A 14,733-nucleotide genomic window follows, 5' to 3' on the forward strand; every position below is an offset into this window, starting at 1 on the left:
CCCCGTCGGGCCGACCTGGATGTGGGTGTCCATCTGCAGGCATATAGATACGGCCACAAAACAAATACCATGCTGGCATGACAGGACGAGACGGCAAGCAGACCATGGCCGAGCGGAAGCGTTCGCCTAGGGACATCGAATGGTCCGAGGGCGACCTCGCTCTGCTGGAAGAGCTGAAGAAGGCCGAAGCACAGCTCCCCGCAGACGCGCCGCGCGCCTTGTTGTCCGTGCGCCTGTCGGTTCTCACCGAAGAGACGACCTCACCCGTCCGTCAGGAACTCGACCTGCGAATACTCGCCAGGGACATGGGCTGCCGTGTCGTCGGTGTGGCCAGCGATCTCAACGTGAGCGCGACGAAGGTGCCGCCCTGGAAGCGTAAGCACCTCGGCCAGTGGCTCAACGACCGCTCCCCCGAATTCGACGTACTGCTCTTCTGGAAGCTCGACCGGTTCGTCCGCCGCCTCTCGGACCTGGCGGCCATGATCGACTGGTGCCTGAAGTACGGGAAGAATCTCGTCTCCAAGAACGACAGCATCGACCTGACAACCACGGCCGGGAAGATCATGGTGACGATCATTGGCGGCATCGCTGAGATCGAGGCCACCAACACCAGCACGCGTGTCACGAGCCTCTGGGACTACGCCAAGTCCCAGAGTGAATGGTTGGTAGGGAAGCCCGCGTACGGATACGTCACCGCACGGGACGAGAACGGGAAAGCCGTCCTCCGGATCGATGAAGACGCGCACCGCGCGTTGCACTGGTGTCGGCGGGCCGCCATGAGGACGAACGCCGCCTCAGCCCGGCGCATGGTCGCAGTGCTGGTGAGGGCAGGCTTGTGCGGGGCCGGCCTCACGCCCTCAACACTGCTCCGCAGGCTGAGGAATCCCGCGCTCATGGGCTATCGGGTCGAGGAGGACAAGACCGGTGGCAAGCGACGTTCGAAGGCCGTTCTCGGTAAGGACGGCAAGCCGATCCGGGTCGCGGAGGGCATTTTCACCGAGGACGAGTTCGCCTCCTTGCAGAGCGCCCTCGACAAGTACTCGAAAGACCAGCCTGCTCGCCGGCCGGGCGGAGCCACCAAGTTCCTCGGAGTCCTGATCTGCCCCGACTGCGAGACCAACATCACCGTCCAGAAGACGACCAACTCCTACGGCTCCTACAGCTACCTGCGCTGCGGTGGCTGCAAGAGTGGCGGCCTCGGCGCGCCGAACCCCGAAGAGGTCTACGCCCAATTGGCCCATGACGTGCTGTCCGTGATCGGCGACTACCCCGTCGAGACGCGCGAGTACGCCCAGGGCGAGGAAGCGCGGAAGGAGGTCAAGCGACTCGAAGAGTCCGTGGCCTACTACATGCGCGAGCTTGAGCCTGGCGGCCGTTTCATGAAGACACGCTTCACCAGGGAGCAGGCGGAAGCGACTCTCGACAAGCTGATCTCCGATCTGGAAGCGATCGACCCCGAGACCACCAAGGACCGCTGGGTCACCGTCCACAACGGCAAGACCTACCGCGAGCAGTGGGAGAGCGGCGGCATGGAAGCCATGGCCGAGGACCTCCTCCGCGTGGGCATCAAGTGCGAGGTCACCCGCACCAAGATCCCCCACGTCCGCGCCCCCGAGGTCCACCTCCGCCTCCTCATCCCCAAGGACGTACGTGCCCGTCTCGTCCGCAAGGAAGACGACTTCGCCGCAAAGTTCTGAACGGCGCTCGGACTGACAAGGCGGCCCGCTACGCGGACCCCCGGCGGCTGGCCCAACACTCACCGACCGCCTGTTTTAGGTCACGCGGCAGTTGAGCAGGGCTTCATGCCCGGATAGCGACAGGCGCGGCTATGCGGCCTTCTGCCGGGCAAGTTCCTGTGCCCGCTCGTAGACCTCGCGTGCGTGATGGTTCTTCAGGTGAGGACGGAGACGACGACGGAGAGCGCCGAAATGCTCATCAGCGCGCGAGGATGAGAGGCGCTCGTAATCGTCGAGGAAGTTGGACCAGGTGGCGCAGGAAGCCTCCAGGTGGCCGACTTCGAGCTGACGCTGTGCGAGCAAGCCGTTGGCGTGCGCCCGCCCCTGCTTCTCAATAGGAGGACGGACGCGGTTGGAATCCTGCATGGCCGCGATGGACCCGGGCACGTCGCCAAGGGCGTAGAGCACGCTGGACACGTGGAAGAAATAGGCAGCCTGGTCGTAGCCGCCAATGGCGTCACGCCGGTTGTCGGCCTTAGAAAGCGCCGCCTGAGTCTCCGCGAGACGGGCGAAGGCGAGCCGTTTGTCCTTGACGAGGGCCGCGCCTTGCGCCTGCTGCCCGGACAGGAATGCTTGCAGCCGCGGTCCTGCTTTCGGCGCTGCCTCCGCCGCGGAGTCGGCGAGTTCCAACGATCGCTTCCCGTGCTTGAGGTTGGCAGCCTGAAGGGCCATACCGCGAAGGGTGCGGCAGTAGGTGACATGGTCCTCGGCGTCGGCGGCCAAGTGGAGGGCTTGTACGTAGTAGCGCTGGCCGAGCCCGTGCGCCTTCTCGTACATGGCCATCCAGCCGGTGAGGTACACGAGGTCGGACGCGGCGGCGAGCATGTCCTTGCGGACGGTCTCGGAGGCATCGGCCCGCAGATACGGCGCGACCGTGTTCACGAGGAACGCCGCAGCCATCGGGCGGGCGTGTCCTCCGCCAAGCTCATCAAGGATGTCCGCGATGCGGTCGGTCATCGTTCGAACCGTGGCAACCTCGCCCGCTCCGATCCGAGTTGCGCGGCCGGTCGCATGTGCCTCGGAACGGCCCGCCAGGTCGATGTAGGCCGGGATCGGCAGCGCGGCTGCATAGAGCGTCGTCGTGAAGAACTTCCGCCGAGAGGGGTCCATGTCTTCTCTCCCGATAGTGACCAGTCCCTCCACAGTGTCCCCGGGCATGGTCAGCGCCGCGAGAGTCGCTGTTTCGGCCACCGAAGGCGGTAAGCCAGCTTCGGCATGGGTGACTGGCCGGCCCAACCGACGGGAGAACGCCTCCAAGATCAACGGGCGCCATTTCGCCTGTGGGCGCGTACCTGAGAGCCACTTGTTGACATTGCTCTTGTCACAGCTCACCGGAACGCCCGCTTCGGAGGCAGCCCGATTCACTGCGGCGGCCAGCTCGACCTGGGACCACCGGGCCTCGCTCAGAAGGGCTTTGAGACCTTGGTTCGGCTCGTGCTCAGCCATGCTGCCACTCTCCGCGGGTGGACGAACTTTCCACGCTTTCCACTTCGCACGCCGCCCCAACGGTACCGCTCTCCGTACGCAGACGGTTGCGTAGTGCGTGCAACCAGTCAGGGCGCGAGCGGCAGTTCGACTCGCGGCACGGGAGAGCGCACGGAGGACAGTGATGGCAAGCGACTACGCCAACCGGACCAGGTTGGACCTGGCCTGCGAGCCATCCGCCCCCGGTCTCGCCAGGCGTCACGCACAAGAGGTCCTTGAAAGCTGGGGCCTCCCCGACGAGGTCGTACAGGACGCCCTTACCGTCATCTCGGAGTTGACAGGCAGCGCGGTTCGCCACGCGGGCGAGCCGACCGAGCAGGAGTCCGCAGGGCACCGTCGATCTATGGTCCGCACGTGCCTCCTGACCCTGTGGATCAGCACAGGCCGCCTGTACGTCGCGGTCCAGGACCAGAGCGACGAACCACCCGAACTGCGGCCCGCCTCCCTGGACGCCGAGAGCGGACGCGGACTTCAGATCGTCGCCGGCCTCACCGAAGGCGCGTGGGGATTCGAGAGGGCTGCGCCCGTTGGCAAGACCGTCTGGGCAAGTCTGCGACTTGCCGCCTCGTTGCGAGCGGACAAACAACGGTCCAGGACGCCCCGGCGGGAGACGCTACCTGCCTCGCTTTGCGTAACAGCCGGGCATACGGGCGTTCACGCATGACGCCTGACCTGGACCCGCTCAGGCCGTGTCCCGAACCGCGCCCGTCCACTTCAGAGGAACATGCCGTGACCATTTCCACCCCCAACATCAACTCCATCGCTCCGCCCACGCCCAGGCACCGGTCCATCTGCTCGGCCCTGACCGTCCTGCCCGAACCACTCGCCCTCACGGCCCTGGCATGGTCCGGATACCGCCACGACATGACTGCTGACATCCGGGACCTGCGCTGCACCCTCGAACGTCACACCAGCGGCGACCACTACGCAATGGTCCTCGACATCGCCGACAACACCGCCGTCTGGAGCCGGTGGCCTCCGAACAGCACCCCGGCCATTCTGCTGATCCTCCCGGACTGCCCGGCCACCCATCCCACGCATGGCGGCTGTAGCGAATACGAGGGCCACCCCGACGGCCACACATGGCAGATCCACGATCCCTGGAACCCCCCTCACCGGCTGACCGGAGGAATGAACGATGCTTCATGACCTGATCGTGAGCCCGTTCCTTGACGGATATCTGGCCTTACGGCCTGGCAGCGCGGCAGGGGCACGTCTGCCCGAGGCCGGCTACGAGGAACTACGCGCCCTCGTCGGCAACGACTCCCCGGTCCCATCGTGGTTTGCCGAGACGGTCGCGCAGGTGTGGGGTCGGGACCTGGTCGGCAAGCCTGTATCGAAGGCGGTGCTGGTCCGCGAGCGCTCGTCCTACGGCTTCTCCAAGGCGAGCTGGGAGATCAACCTCGGCTGCAACTTCGCCTGCACGCATTGCTACTTGGGCCTGAAGGAGTTCTCCGGCCTCACATGGGAGGAGAAGGTCAGGCTCCTCGACATCATGCGGGACGCGGGCGTGGTCTGGCTCCAGATCACCGGCGGCGAACCCACCATCGACAAGCACTTCCAGGACGCCTACCGGTACGCCTACTCGCTGGGGATGATGCTCACCGTTTCCACGAACGCGTCCCGGTTGTGGGAGAAATCGCTGCTGGCGATGTTCGAGGAGTGCCCCGCCTACCGCCTTGTTGTCAGCGTGTACGGGGCGACCGAGGAGAGCTTTGACCGGCTCACACAACGGCGCGGCGCTTGGAAGGCGTTCAAACGCGGAATGGACGCCGCACGTGAAGCTGACCTGCCTGTGCGGCTCAACATCATCGTCACCAACGACAACGCCCACGAGACAGACGCCATGGTGGCCCTCGCCGAGGAATGGGGCCTGAAGCACCACGTCTTCAGCAACATGACGCCCACCATCTACGGCGGTCCGGAAAGCCTGCTGGCCCAGTCCAGCAGCCACCTGCGCGAACGCAGCGCCTTCACCGGATGCAACGCCGGAGTGACGTTCTTCCACGCCGACCCACACGCCAAGGTGAGCATCTGCAAGGTCGGCCGCGACGACCAGATCGACCTCATGGCCGAGGGTCTTGAGGGCTTGCGTCGGCTGCCCGCGATCTCCGACGCCCTGATGCTTCGCACCGGGGGCTGCGAGGGCTGCCAGCTCTCCGGCACATGCAAGGTGTGCCGGCCGCTGGCCAAGCAGTTCCAGGAGGCGAAGGCTCCACTGATCAACTACTGCCAGCACGGAATGCCCAAGGAGATGGTGCAACCATGACCGCAGTCGCCGTAAAGATCCGGCCCAGGCCGCCCGTGATCCGCCCCGAGGAGTCCGCCGCCACGGTCGCAACTCCCGTGGTGATCACCGTCGCCGACATGGACGACGTGATGGACTCCGTGAAGTGCTCCTGCAACGCGGGCGACGACAACCCCCACTGACGTTCCACTGAACCCGCTCGGGCCCTGGCAGATCATGCCGGGGCCTGAGCCGTCCATCCCCGCCGCAAGTAAGGTGCGACCCATGCGCTTCCGTTGGGACTGGCTCCGCCCAGTGGTAACGGCCCCCTACGTCCCCACCATCGGCCCAGTACACCCGTCCGTCCTCACCGACGACCTCTTCGCCGACACAATGAGGGCCGCGGGCAGCCGCCGGTTCCTCCCGTATGACAAGGATCTCCGCTGGTCCGACAGCAAGGACGAGAGCGTGCTGACCGACGCCGTCGTACACCGCCCCGGGGAAACGCTGATCCCCACCCACTTGGCCCGTGGCACAGGAACGATCAAGGTCTATGCGTACGGAGTCGAGCCCGGTAGCCACATCGCCGCCGCCGAACTGGCCCAGAAACTCGCCGCGGACCACGGCGCGAGCAGGGCCCGAGTCGTACGCTTCCTCGGCCCCGAATACGCCAACCGCTTCGCCCAAGGCGTCAGGATTCAGCTCAAGGACTTCACCGACGGGACATGCCCACCCCCTGCGCGCCCGCTCACCGTCTCCGCCGACCTGTCCCCCCACCTACGCGAAGACTTCGCCTGCTTCTCAAAGGAAATGGCGAACGACGGATTCGCCTTCCTCCACACACAGATGCAAACGGGCACAGTCGGCCCCGTACTCGTGGCTACGACGGCCGGCCGGGTCGCAGGAGCCATCGGCCCCATGGAGATCAGGCCCGACGCGATCGGCCAGCCCCAGCTCATGCCCCAGTACTTCGGAGTCCGCTCCGAGCACCGGGGGTACGGGTTCGGGCGCGCACTCTGGCGCGCCGCCATGCGGTGGGGTCAAGAGAACGGAGCCGAGTACCAGCTGCTTCAAACCGAAGTCGGCGGCGTGTCAGACACTCTCTGCCAAGCCGAAGGTCTGAAGTCCCTCGGCTTCGTCGTCACCACGCCAGCCCGTTGAAACACGCTTCCGGCCACTCCCTGACGGCGAAGACGGCGCACAGAGACCGCGTCGATCGCCCTCTCCGGAAGCGCGTGACTGCTGGAGTCACACCCACTCGATACTGCTCTTGACTCGACCGGCCTTGCCCTCCGGGCCCGGACCAGGCAGAGGTGTCGTGAGCGTAGACCGCGGTTCTGCCTTCACTGAGGTCGAGACGCCGAAGCAAGACCAAACCTCGGTCGCCTCGGCGTCCGTCATGTCGCCGAGTAAGTCGGCGATCTTACTCGGGGCGTCACTCATCTCAGTGCGTATGACCGTGCTCCGCAGGCGCCGGACCTGCGTTCTTGACCGCCAGGGGCAGCAGCTTCTGGCCGGTCGGGCCTACTTGTACCCATGTATCCATCTGCGGGCAGACACCGCAGTCGAAGCACGGCGTCCAGCGGCAGTCGTCGACCTCGGTCTCGTCCAGGGCGTCCTGCCAGTCCTCCCACAGCCAGTCCTTGTCGAGACCGGAGTCCAGGTGGTCCCAGGGCAGGACCTCCTCGGCGGTGCGCTCGCGGGTGGTGTACCAGGACAGGTCGACGCCGAAGGCGGGCAGCTCGGCTTCGGCGGCGCGCAGCCAGCGGTCGTAGCTGAAGTGCTCGCGCCAGCCGTCGAACCGGCCGCCGTCCTCGTAGACGGCCCGGATGACGGCCGACACCCGGCGGTCGCCGCGGGAGAGCAGGCCCTCGATGATGCCGGGCTTGCCGTCGTGGTAGCGGAAGCCGATGTTGCGGCCGTACTTCTTGTCGCCGCGGATCGCGTCGCGCAGCTTCTCCAGCCGGGCGTCGGTCTCCTCCACGCCGAGCTGCGGGGCCCACTGGAAGGGGGTGTGCGGCTTGGGCACGAACCCGCCGATGGAGACCGTGCAGCGGATGTCGTTCTGCCCGGTGACCTCGCGGCCCTTGGCGATGACCTTCTTCGCCATGTCGGCGATCTGGAGGACGTCCTCGTCGGTCTCGGTGGGCAGCCCGCACATGAAGTAGAGCTTCACCTGCCGCCAGCCGTTGCCGTACGCGGTGGCCACGGTACGGATCAGGTCCTCTTCCGAGACCATCTTGTTAATGACCTTGCGGATCCGCTCGGAGCCGCCCTCGGGGGCGAAGGTCAGACCGGAGCGGCGGCCGTTGCGGGTCAGCTCGTTGGCCAGGTCGATGTTGAAGGCGTCGACGCGGGTGGACGGCAGGGACAGGCCGATCTTGTCGTCCTCGTACCGGTCGGCGAGGCCCTTGGCGACCTCGGCGATCTCGGTGTGGTCGGCGGAGGACAGCGAGAGCAGGCCGACCTCCTCGAAGCCGGTGGCCTTCAGGCCCTTCTCGACCATCTCGCCGATCCCGGTGATGGACCGCTCGCGCACCGGGCGGGTGATCATGCCCGCCTGGCAGAAGCGGCAGCCGCGGGTGCAGCCGCGGAAGATCTCCACCGACATCCGCTCGTGCACGGTCTCGGCCAGCGGCACCAGCGGCTGCTTGGGGTACGGCCACTCGTCGAGGTCCATCACGGTGTGCTTGGACACCCGCCACGGCACGCCGCTGCGGTTGGGCACGACGCGGGAGATCCGGCCGTCGGCCAGATACTCCACGTCGTAGAAGCGCGGCACGTACACCCCGCCGGTCCTCGCCAGCCGCAGCAGCACCTCGTCCCGGCCGCCGGGACGGCCCTCGGCCTTCCACGCGCGGATGACCTCGGTCATCTCCAGGACGGCCTGCTCGCCGTCCCCGATGACGGCCGCGTCGATGAAGTCGGCGATCGGCTCGGGGTTGAACGCGGCGTGGCCGCCCGCCAGCACGATCGGGTCGTCCAGCGTGCGGTCGGCGGCGAGCAGCGGGATGCCCGACAGGTCGAGCGCGGTGAGCATGTTGGTGTAGCCCAGCTCCGTGGAGAAGCTGAGGCCGAACACGTCGAAGGCGCGGACCGGGCGGTGCGCGTCGACCGTGAACTGCGGCACATCGTGCTCGCGCATCAGCGCTTCGAGGTCGGGCCACACGCTGTACGTGCGCTCGGCCAGGACGCCCTCGCGCTCGTTGAGCACCTCGTAGAGGATCATGACACCCTGGTTGGGCAGGCCCACCTCGTACGCGTCCGGGTACATCAGCACCCAGCGGACGTCGGTGCTGTCCCACTCCTTGACGGTGGAGTTCAGCTCGCCGCCGACGTACTGGATCGGCTTCTGGACGTGCGGGAGAAGTGCTTCCAAGCGCGGGAAGACCGACTCGACAGGCATCTCGGCGACTCTCATCAGACGGCTGGGACTCCCCCGGCCGGCGGCGTGGGGGCTGGGTGACCCTCAAGGGTACCCGTGTCTCGCGGCGGCCCGGGCCCGCTCATCCGTCACGGCCCCACCGCGCCCGGGCCCCGGCTCAGATGTCGCGGTCCGCCGACCGCCAGACATCCGGCAGTTCCGCCTCCACGGCCGCCGCTCTGGCCCGCTCGGCCGCGATCAGCGCCGTGTACGCCTCGGTGGGCTCCCCCGCCGCCCGTGCCTCCCGCGCGGTACGGCCGAGCGCCGCCCGGCACATCACGCTGTCCTGGTGCTCGCCGAGGAGCTGCTGGACGGACTTCATCCGGCCGGTGTGGGCGGCGGCCCGCTTGCCGAGCACCGGCTGCGCGGCCTCGCCGCAGTAGCGGGCGCGCTTGGCGGATTTGCGGGCCTCGTGCAGCGCGATGTCGCGGTCGTCGCCTGGCGGCAGCGCCAGCGCGGCCTGGATCTGCCGCCGCAGCCGCAGGTGGTCGCGGCCCACGGCGGCGGTGGCGGCCTCGTGGGCGGGCGCGGCGGCCGACACCAGGAACGGCGGCAGCACGAGCAGCGCCTCCAGGCGGTCGAGCAGCGCGAAGTAGCGGATCCCGTTCAGCACCCGGACCAGGGCCGCGTGGGAGCGCGCGTGGCTGTCGGCGGCCAGGCCCCGCAGCCGGTCGCGTACGGCCGCGGTGACCAGCGCGGGGTCGGCCTCGGCGAGCAGCCCGTCCACGCGGTCCGCGAGGACCTCGCGGTCGCGTTCGGTGCCGAGGACGGCGGCCAGCCACTTCAGCTCCGCGCCGAGCGGGTCGGTGGCACCGCGGTCCAGCTCCCTGCGGAAGCTCTTGAGGGCGCTGCGGGCCCTGCGGGTGGCGACCCGCATCCGGTGCACGGCGTCCTCCTGGTCGCGCCGCACCAGCGGGTCGAGCGCGAGGATCGCGGTGAGCTGTTCGCGCAGGTACCCGGTGGCGACCTCGCCCGCGGTGGCGGGGGTGCCGGGCGGCGCGGGCGGTTCGGCGAGCCGGTCGCCGAGCGCGCGGGCCAGTTTGGAGCGGGAGGCCGAGCGGCGCTGTCCCGCCGCCGTCAGCCGTTCCTCGACGGCGTCCAGCAGGGCGGGCGGGCCGCGCATCAGCTCGACCTCGGTCTCGGTCCAGCTCGGGCCGTCCGCCCCCGCGTCGGCGTCGGCGCCGGTCTCGTACGCACCGGTCTCGTCGGCACCCGCCTCGTAAGCACCCGCCTCGTACGCGCCCGCCTCGTACACATACGCCCGGACCTCGTCGTGGGCGATCTCGGCGAGCGCGCCGCCCTCCGCGTCCAGCAGCAGGGTCCGGTGCCGGGTGGTGCGCAGCCGGACCACCGGGTTCAGCGGGCGGCCCCTGAGCAGCGCGGCGACCTCGGTACGCAGCTCCTCGGGCGGGGCGTCGTCGGCGGCGCCCAGCGGGACACGGACCTCGGTGCGGGTGTCGGGCTCGCCGGTGGGCAGTTTCAGGTGCCAGCCCGCGTCCTCGCCCCCGGTACGGCGGCGGAGCGTGGTGCGGTGGGCGGCCAGCGCGAGGCCGGCGGTGTCGTAGTAGACGGCGTCGAGGAGGACGGGGTCCAGGCGCCGGATTCCGGCGACGGACGGCAGTCCTTCGAGGTCGGGAGGCGTCAGGGAGCGGCCGGGGCCGTCACCGGCCTCGTACTTGCGTTCGGTCTCGCGCACTCGCTGACCCATGCTCGACGGTAACCGGGCACCCCGCCCGCGAGCAATGGCGCGGCCGGCCGGGACGGGATCCGCGGACCCCTTCCGACCGGCCGGGCCCGCGCGTCACGCCGACATCGGCCGCTGCATCCGTACGGACTGCAACAGACCTATGGCCACACAGTTGGCGAACATCGATGATCCGCCGTACGACACAAAGGGCAAGGGGATACCCGCGACCGGCATGATGCCCAGCGTCATGCCGATGTTCTCGAAGGACTGGAAGGCGAACCAGGCGACGATTCCGGCGGCGACGATCGTGCCGTACAGGTCGGTGGCATTGCGGGCGATGGCGCAGGCCCGCCACAGGATGAGGCCGATCAGCGCGATGATCAGGGCGGCGCCGAGGAAGCCCAGTTCCTCGCCCGCGACCGAGAAGACGAAGTCCGTCTGCTGCTCGGGCACGAACTGCCCGGTGGTCTGGCTGCCGTGGAACAGGCCCTTGCCGAGCAGGCCGCCGGAGCCGATGGCGATCCGCGCCTGGCTGGTGTTGTAGCCGACGCCCGCCGGGTCCAGGGCGGGGTTGGCGAAGGCCGCGAAGCGGTCGATCTGGTACTTGTCCAGGATGCCGAGCTGCCAGACGGCGAGGGCGCCGCCGATCCCGGCGGCGATCAGGCCGAACACCCAGCGGTTGGACGCGCCGGAGGAGAGCAGCACCCCGAGCACGATCGCCGCCATCACCATCACCGAGCCGAGGTCCGGCATCATCATGATGATCAGGATCGGCAGCGCGGCCAGGCCCAGCGACTGGAGCACGGTCCGGTGGTCCGGATGCTCGCGGTCGCCCGCGTCCACCCGCGCGGACAGCACCATCGCCATGCCGAGGATGATCGCGACCTTCACGAATTCCGACGGCTGGAGCGAGAAGCCGCCGCCGATCACGATCCACGAGTGCGCGCCGTTGACGGTCGAGCCGAGCGGGCTGAGCACCGCGAGGATGCCGAGGATCGCCAGCACGTAGTAGAACGGCACGATGCCGCGCATCCTGCGGTGCCCTATGACGACGACACCGATCGCGAGACCCGCGCCGATCCCGGCGTTCATCAGGTGCCGCATCAGGAAGTAGTACTGGTCGCCGTGGGTGAGATTGGTGCGGTTGCGGGTCGCGGAGTACACCAGCATCGTGCCGATGGCGGTCAGCGCGAGGGACGCGAAGAGCAGCACCCAGTCCATCCGGCGCGCTATCGAGTCGCGGGCGAAGAGCTTGCCCAGCGTGGACCGCTCGGGGGTGAAGCGGCGGATCGAGTAGCTGTTGGTGGCACTCATGACCAGGATTTCCTGCCCTGCAGCAGCTTCTCGGTGCGGGTCGGGGTGAGGGCCGCGAGCACCGGGCCCGGGTCGCCCGGCGTGCCGTGCTGCGACGGCGTCAAGGTGGTGTCGGACGCGGGCACGACGACGCCGTCACCGGAGATCTTCGGCAGCGCGGCGACCGGCTTGGGCATGATGCCCTTGCTCGCGTCGATCTTCGGGCCGTCCTTCTCGATGCCGTACATCGCCTCGTAGATCCGGCGGACCGCGGTGCCCGAGGCGCCGGAGCCGGTACCGGCCTGCGAGATCGTCATCACGATCGTGTAGTCCTTGGTGTACGTGGTCAGCCACGAGGTCGTCTGCTTGCCGGAGACCTCGGCGGTACCGGTCTTGGCGTGCAGCGTGATCTTGTCCTGCGGCCAGCCGGCGAACTTCCAGTTGGCCGTACCGTCCGTGACGACGCCCGCGGTGGCCTTGTTGATGTACTTCAGCGTCGACTTGGAGTCGGGCAGCTTGCCCGCCACCTTCGGCTTGATCGGCGTGACGGTCTTGCCGTCCGCGCTGACCACGGCCTTCCCTATGGTCGGCTGGTACAGCGTGCCGCCGTTGGCGAGCGCCGCGTAGATCCGGGCCATCTGGATCGGCGTGACGAGCGTGTCGCCCTGGCCGATCGCGTAGTTGACGGAGTCACCGGCGCGCAGCACGTAACCGTCGGTGCAGTTCTCCCGCGCGATGGCGGTGGCCAGGTCGTTCTTCTTACTGGTCTTCTTGAGCTTGCACCAGTAGTCCTTCATCGCGTCGTAGTAGCTCTGCTTCCACTGACGGTCGGGGACGCGGCCGGTGACCTCGCCCGGCAGGTCGATGCCGGTCTTGGCGCCGAGGCCGAACTGGTGGGCGGTCTTGTAGAACCAGTCCTTGGGGTGCTTGGGGTCGGTGCCGCCGTCCTTCTGCCACTGGTCGTACGCGATGCCGTAGAACACGGTGTCGCAGGAGACCTCCAGGGCGCGGCCGAGCGAGATGTCGCCGAAGCTCTCGTTCTCGAAGTTCTTGAAGACCTGGTTGCCGATGGTCATCGACGAGGTGCAGGGGTAGCCGCCGTTGATGTCGTAACCGGCGTTGACGGCCGCCGAGGTGGACACCACCTTGAAGGTGGAGCCGGGCGCCGACTGGCCCTGCGTGGCGCGGTTGAGCAGCGGGTAGTTGGACTCGGTCTCGTTGAGCGCCTTGTAGTCCTTGGCGGAGATCCCGCCGACCCACTCGTTGGGGTCGTAGGTGGGGGCGCTGGCCATGGCGATGACCTGGCCGGTGTTGTTGTCCAGGACGACGGCCGCGCCGGAGTCGGCCTTGTAGTTCTGGTGGGTGATGCTGTCGTACGTCTTGCGCGCGTCGGCCATGGCCTGCGCGAGTTCCTTCTCGGTGAGCGCCTGGACCTTGGAGTCGATGCTGGTCACCAGGTTCGCGCCGGGCTGCGCCGGGGTGTCGCCCGCCTTGCCGATCACCCGGCCGAGGTTGTCGACCTCGTAGCGGGTCACGCCCGCCTTGCCGCGCAACTGCGCGTCGTAGACGCTCTCCAGGCCGGAGCGGCCGATCTGGTCGGAGCGCTGGAGCGGCGCCTCGGTCTTCTCCGAGGCGGTCAGCTCCGCGTCGGTGACCGGCGACAGATAGCCGAGGACCTGCGCGGTGTTCGCCTTGGAAGGGCTGGGGTAGCGGCGTACGGCGGTGGGCTCGGCGGTGACGCCGGGGAAGTCCTCGCGCCGCTCCATGATCTGGAGCGCCTGCTGGGTGGTGGCCTCGTCGGTGATCGGGATCGGCTGGTACGGCGACCCGTTCCAGCACGGCTTGGGCGTCTTCGCGTCGCACAGCCGCACCTTGTCGGTGACTTCCTTGGGGGTCAGCCCGAGGACACCGGCGAGCCGGGTCAGTACGGCCAGGCCGTCGTCGCGCTGCTTGAGCAGGTCGGTACGGGAGGCGGAGACCACCAGGCGCGTCTGGTTGTCGGCGAGCGGCACACCGCGGTCGTCGAGGATCGAGCCGCGGACGGCCGGGGTGACGACCTGCTGGATGTGGTTGTTCGCGGCCTTCTGGTCGTACTCCTGGCCGTTGCGGATCTGGAGGTACCACAGGCGTCCGCCGAGGGTGAGCAGCAGGGACACCACGAGGATCTGGAGGATCACCAGGCGGATCGTGACCCGGGAGGTGCGCCCGGTCTCCGGGATGTTGCTCACCTTCTGGCCCCCCTGGGCATCGAGGCCATCGTCTTGGCCCGGCCGAACAGGCCGCGCTGCGGGCTGATCCCGGAACCGGTCCTGGTACGGGTGGGCCGGGTGCGCAGCGCGCTGCCGCCGAAGCCGCCGGTCGGGTCCTCGGTGAGCGGATCGTGGTCGAAGCGTCTGGCCAGGGCCATCACGAGCGGCACCACGAAGGGCGCGAGCAGCAGGTCGTAGACGGTCGCGGTGAACACCAGTTTGGGCAGGCCCACGTGGGCGCCCGCGGTGTCGCCGACGAGGCTGCCGACGCCCGCGTACAGAAGCGTGGTGCCGACGGCCGCGCCGATCACGACGAGCATGGGTCCGGCGGCCGTGCGCAGTTGGCCGCTCTCGGGCTTGGCGAGTCCCGCCAGGTAGCCGATGACGCACAGCACGAGCGCGTAGCGGCCGACCGCGTGGTCGGCCGGTGGCGCGAGGTCGGCGAGCAGTCCCGCGCCGAAGCCGACCAGGCAGCCGCCGACGTGGCCGTAGGCGATGGCCAGGCCGAGCACGGTCAGCAGCAGCAGGTCGGGGACCGCGCCGGGCAGGTGCAGCCGGGCCAGCACGCTGACCTGGGCGACCATGGCGATCACCACGAGGACGGTGGAGAGCACGATCCGGTTGAGGCGCAC

At 68.5% G+C, this 14,733-nt stretch carries 12 protein-coding genes; 6 read left to right on the plus strand and 6 right to left on the minus strand.

Annotation, left to right across the window (positions count from 1 at the left end; all coding sequences use genetic code 11):
- Positions 1-77: 77 nt before the first annotated feature.
- Positions 78-1,697 (plus strand): recombinase family protein, encoded by a 1,620-nt coding sequence (locus ACZ37P_RS09320; RefSeq protein WP_467345774.1) that lies wholly within the window; start codon positions 78-80, stop codon positions 1,695-1,697.
- A gap of 129 nt (positions 1,698-1,826) precedes the next feature.
- Here ACZ37P_RS09320 and ACZ37P_RS09325 read toward each other — a convergent pair whose 3' ends face one another.
- Positions 1,827-3,182, minus strand: a complete 1,356-nt coding sequence (locus ACZ37P_RS09325; RefSeq protein ID WP_467345776.1) for a hypothetical protein — start codon at positions 3,180-3,182, stop codon at positions 1,827-1,829.
- A gap of 163 nt (positions 3,183-3,345) precedes the next feature.
- Here ACZ37P_RS09325 and ACZ37P_RS09330 point away from each other — a divergent pair, with 163 nt between their 5' ends.
- From ACZ37P_RS09330 to ACZ37P_RS09350, 5 genes are all read left to right on the plus strand, one after another.
- Positions 3,346-3,885 carry an ATP-binding protein gene (locus ACZ37P_RS09330; RefSeq protein WP_467345778.1) on the plus strand — a complete coding sequence of 180 codons (540 nt, stop codon included), beginning with the start codon at positions 3,346-3,348 and terminating at the stop codon, positions 3,883-3,885.
- A 65-nt stretch (positions 3,886-3,950) separates the two neighbouring features.
- Positions 3,951-4,370 carry a hypothetical protein gene (locus tag ACZ37P_RS09335; RefSeq protein WP_467345780.1) on the plus strand — a complete coding sequence of 140 codons (420 nt, stop codon included), beginning with the start codon at positions 3,951-3,953 and terminating at the stop codon, positions 4,368-4,370.
- Positions 4,360-5,490: a radical SAM protein gene (locus ACZ37P_RS09340; protein ID WP_467345782.1), complete on the plus strand. Its 1,131-nt coding sequence runs from the start codon at positions 4,360-4,362 to the stop codon at positions 5,488-5,490. Before ACZ37P_RS09335 ends, ACZ37P_RS09340 begins: the two co-directional genes overlap by 11 nt.
- Positions 5,487-5,651: a hypothetical protein gene (locus ACZ37P_RS09345; protein ID WP_467345784.1), complete on the plus strand. Its 165-nt coding sequence runs from the start codon at positions 5,487-5,489 to the stop codon at positions 5,649-5,651. The genes ACZ37P_RS09340 and ACZ37P_RS09345 overlap by 4 nt, the downstream gene beginning before the upstream one ends.
- A gap of 82 nt (positions 5,652-5,733) precedes the next feature.
- The gene (locus ACZ37P_RS09350; RefSeq protein ID WP_467345786.1) at positions 5,734-6,609 is read left to right on the plus strand and encodes a GNAT family N-acetyltransferase; all 876 of its coding nucleotides are present in this window, start codon (positions 5,734-5,736) and stop codon (positions 6,607-6,609) included.
- A 283-nt stretch (positions 6,610-6,892) separates the two neighbouring features.
- Here ACZ37P_RS09350 and ACZ37P_RS09355 read toward each other — a convergent pair whose 3' ends face one another.
- The 5 genes from ACZ37P_RS09355 to mreD all read right to left on the minus strand — a co-directional run bounded on the left by ACZ37P_RS09355 (position 6,893) and on the right by mreD (position 14,733).
- Positions 6,893-8,854 (minus strand): TIGR03960 family B12-binding radical SAM protein, encoded by a 1,962-nt coding sequence (locus tag ACZ37P_RS09355; RefSeq protein WP_467345788.1) that lies wholly within the window; start codon positions 8,852-8,854, stop codon positions 6,893-6,895.
- A gap of 136 nt (positions 8,855-8,990) precedes the next feature.
- Positions 8,991-10,580: a CYTH and CHAD domain-containing protein gene (locus ACZ37P_RS09360; RefSeq protein ID WP_467345789.1), complete on the minus strand. Its 1,590-nt coding sequence runs from the start codon at positions 10,578-10,580 to the stop codon at positions 8,991-8,993.
- 93 nt (positions 10,581-10,673) lie between these two features.
- Positions 10,674-11,873 (minus strand): rod shape-determining protein RodA, encoded by a 1,200-nt coding sequence (gene rodA / locus ACZ37P_RS09365; protein ID WP_355349549.1) that lies wholly within the window; start codon positions 11,871-11,873, stop codon positions 10,674-10,676.
- Positions 11,870-14,080: a penicillin-binding protein 2 gene (mrdA, locus tag ACZ37P_RS09370; protein WP_355349546.1), complete on the minus strand. Its 2,211-nt coding sequence runs from the start codon at positions 14,078-14,080 to the stop codon at positions 11,870-11,872. Before mrdA ends, rodA begins: the two co-directional genes overlap by 4 nt.
- Positions 14,077-14,733 carry a rod shape-determining protein MreD gene (gene mreD / locus ACZ37P_RS09375; RefSeq protein ID WP_391047608.1) on the minus strand — a complete coding sequence of 219 codons (657 nt, stop codon included), beginning with the start codon at positions 14,731-14,733 and terminating at the stop codon, positions 14,077-14,079. The genes mrdA and mreD overlap by 4 nt, the downstream gene beginning before the upstream one ends.

It is taken from the genome of Streptomyces sp. NPDC024632, from assembly GCF_055559175.1.

Coding starts and splice junctions, on each gene's coding strand:
- ACZ37P_RS09340 (WP_467345782.1), top strand. CDS start 4,360: ATGCTTCATGACCTGATCGTGAGCCCGTTCCTTGACGGATATCTGGCC.
- ACZ37P_RS09330 (WP_467345778.1), top strand. CDS start 3,346: ATGGCAAGCGACTACGCCAACCGGACCAGGTTGGACCTGGCCTGCGAG.
- ACZ37P_RS09355 (WP_467345788.1), bottom strand. CDS start 8,854: ATGCCTGTCGAGTCGGTCTTCCCGCGCTTGGAAGCACTTCTCCCGCAC.
- ACZ37P_RS09350 (WP_467345786.1), top strand. CDS start 5,734: ATGCGCTTCCGTTGGGACTGGCTCCGCCCAGTGGTAACGGCCCCCTAC.
- ACZ37P_RS09345 (WP_467345784.1), top strand. CDS start 5,487: ATGACCGCAGTCGCCGTAAAGATCCGGCCCAGGCCGCCCGTGATCCGC.
- ACZ37P_RS09360 (WP_467345789.1), bottom strand. CDS start 10,580: ATGGGTCAGCGAGTGCGCGAGACCGAACGCAAGTACGAGGCCGGTGAC.
- rodA (WP_355349549.1), bottom strand. CDS start 11,873: ATGAGTGCCACCAACAGCTACTCGATCCGCCGCTTCACCCCCGAGCGG.
- ACZ37P_RS09320 (WP_467345774.1), top strand. CDS start 78: ATGACAGGACGAGACGGCAAGCAGACCATGGCCGAGCGGAAGCGTTCG.
- ACZ37P_RS09325 (WP_467345776.1), bottom strand. CDS start 3,182: ATGGCTGAGCACGAGCCGAACCAAGGTCTCAAAGCCCTTCTGAGCGAG.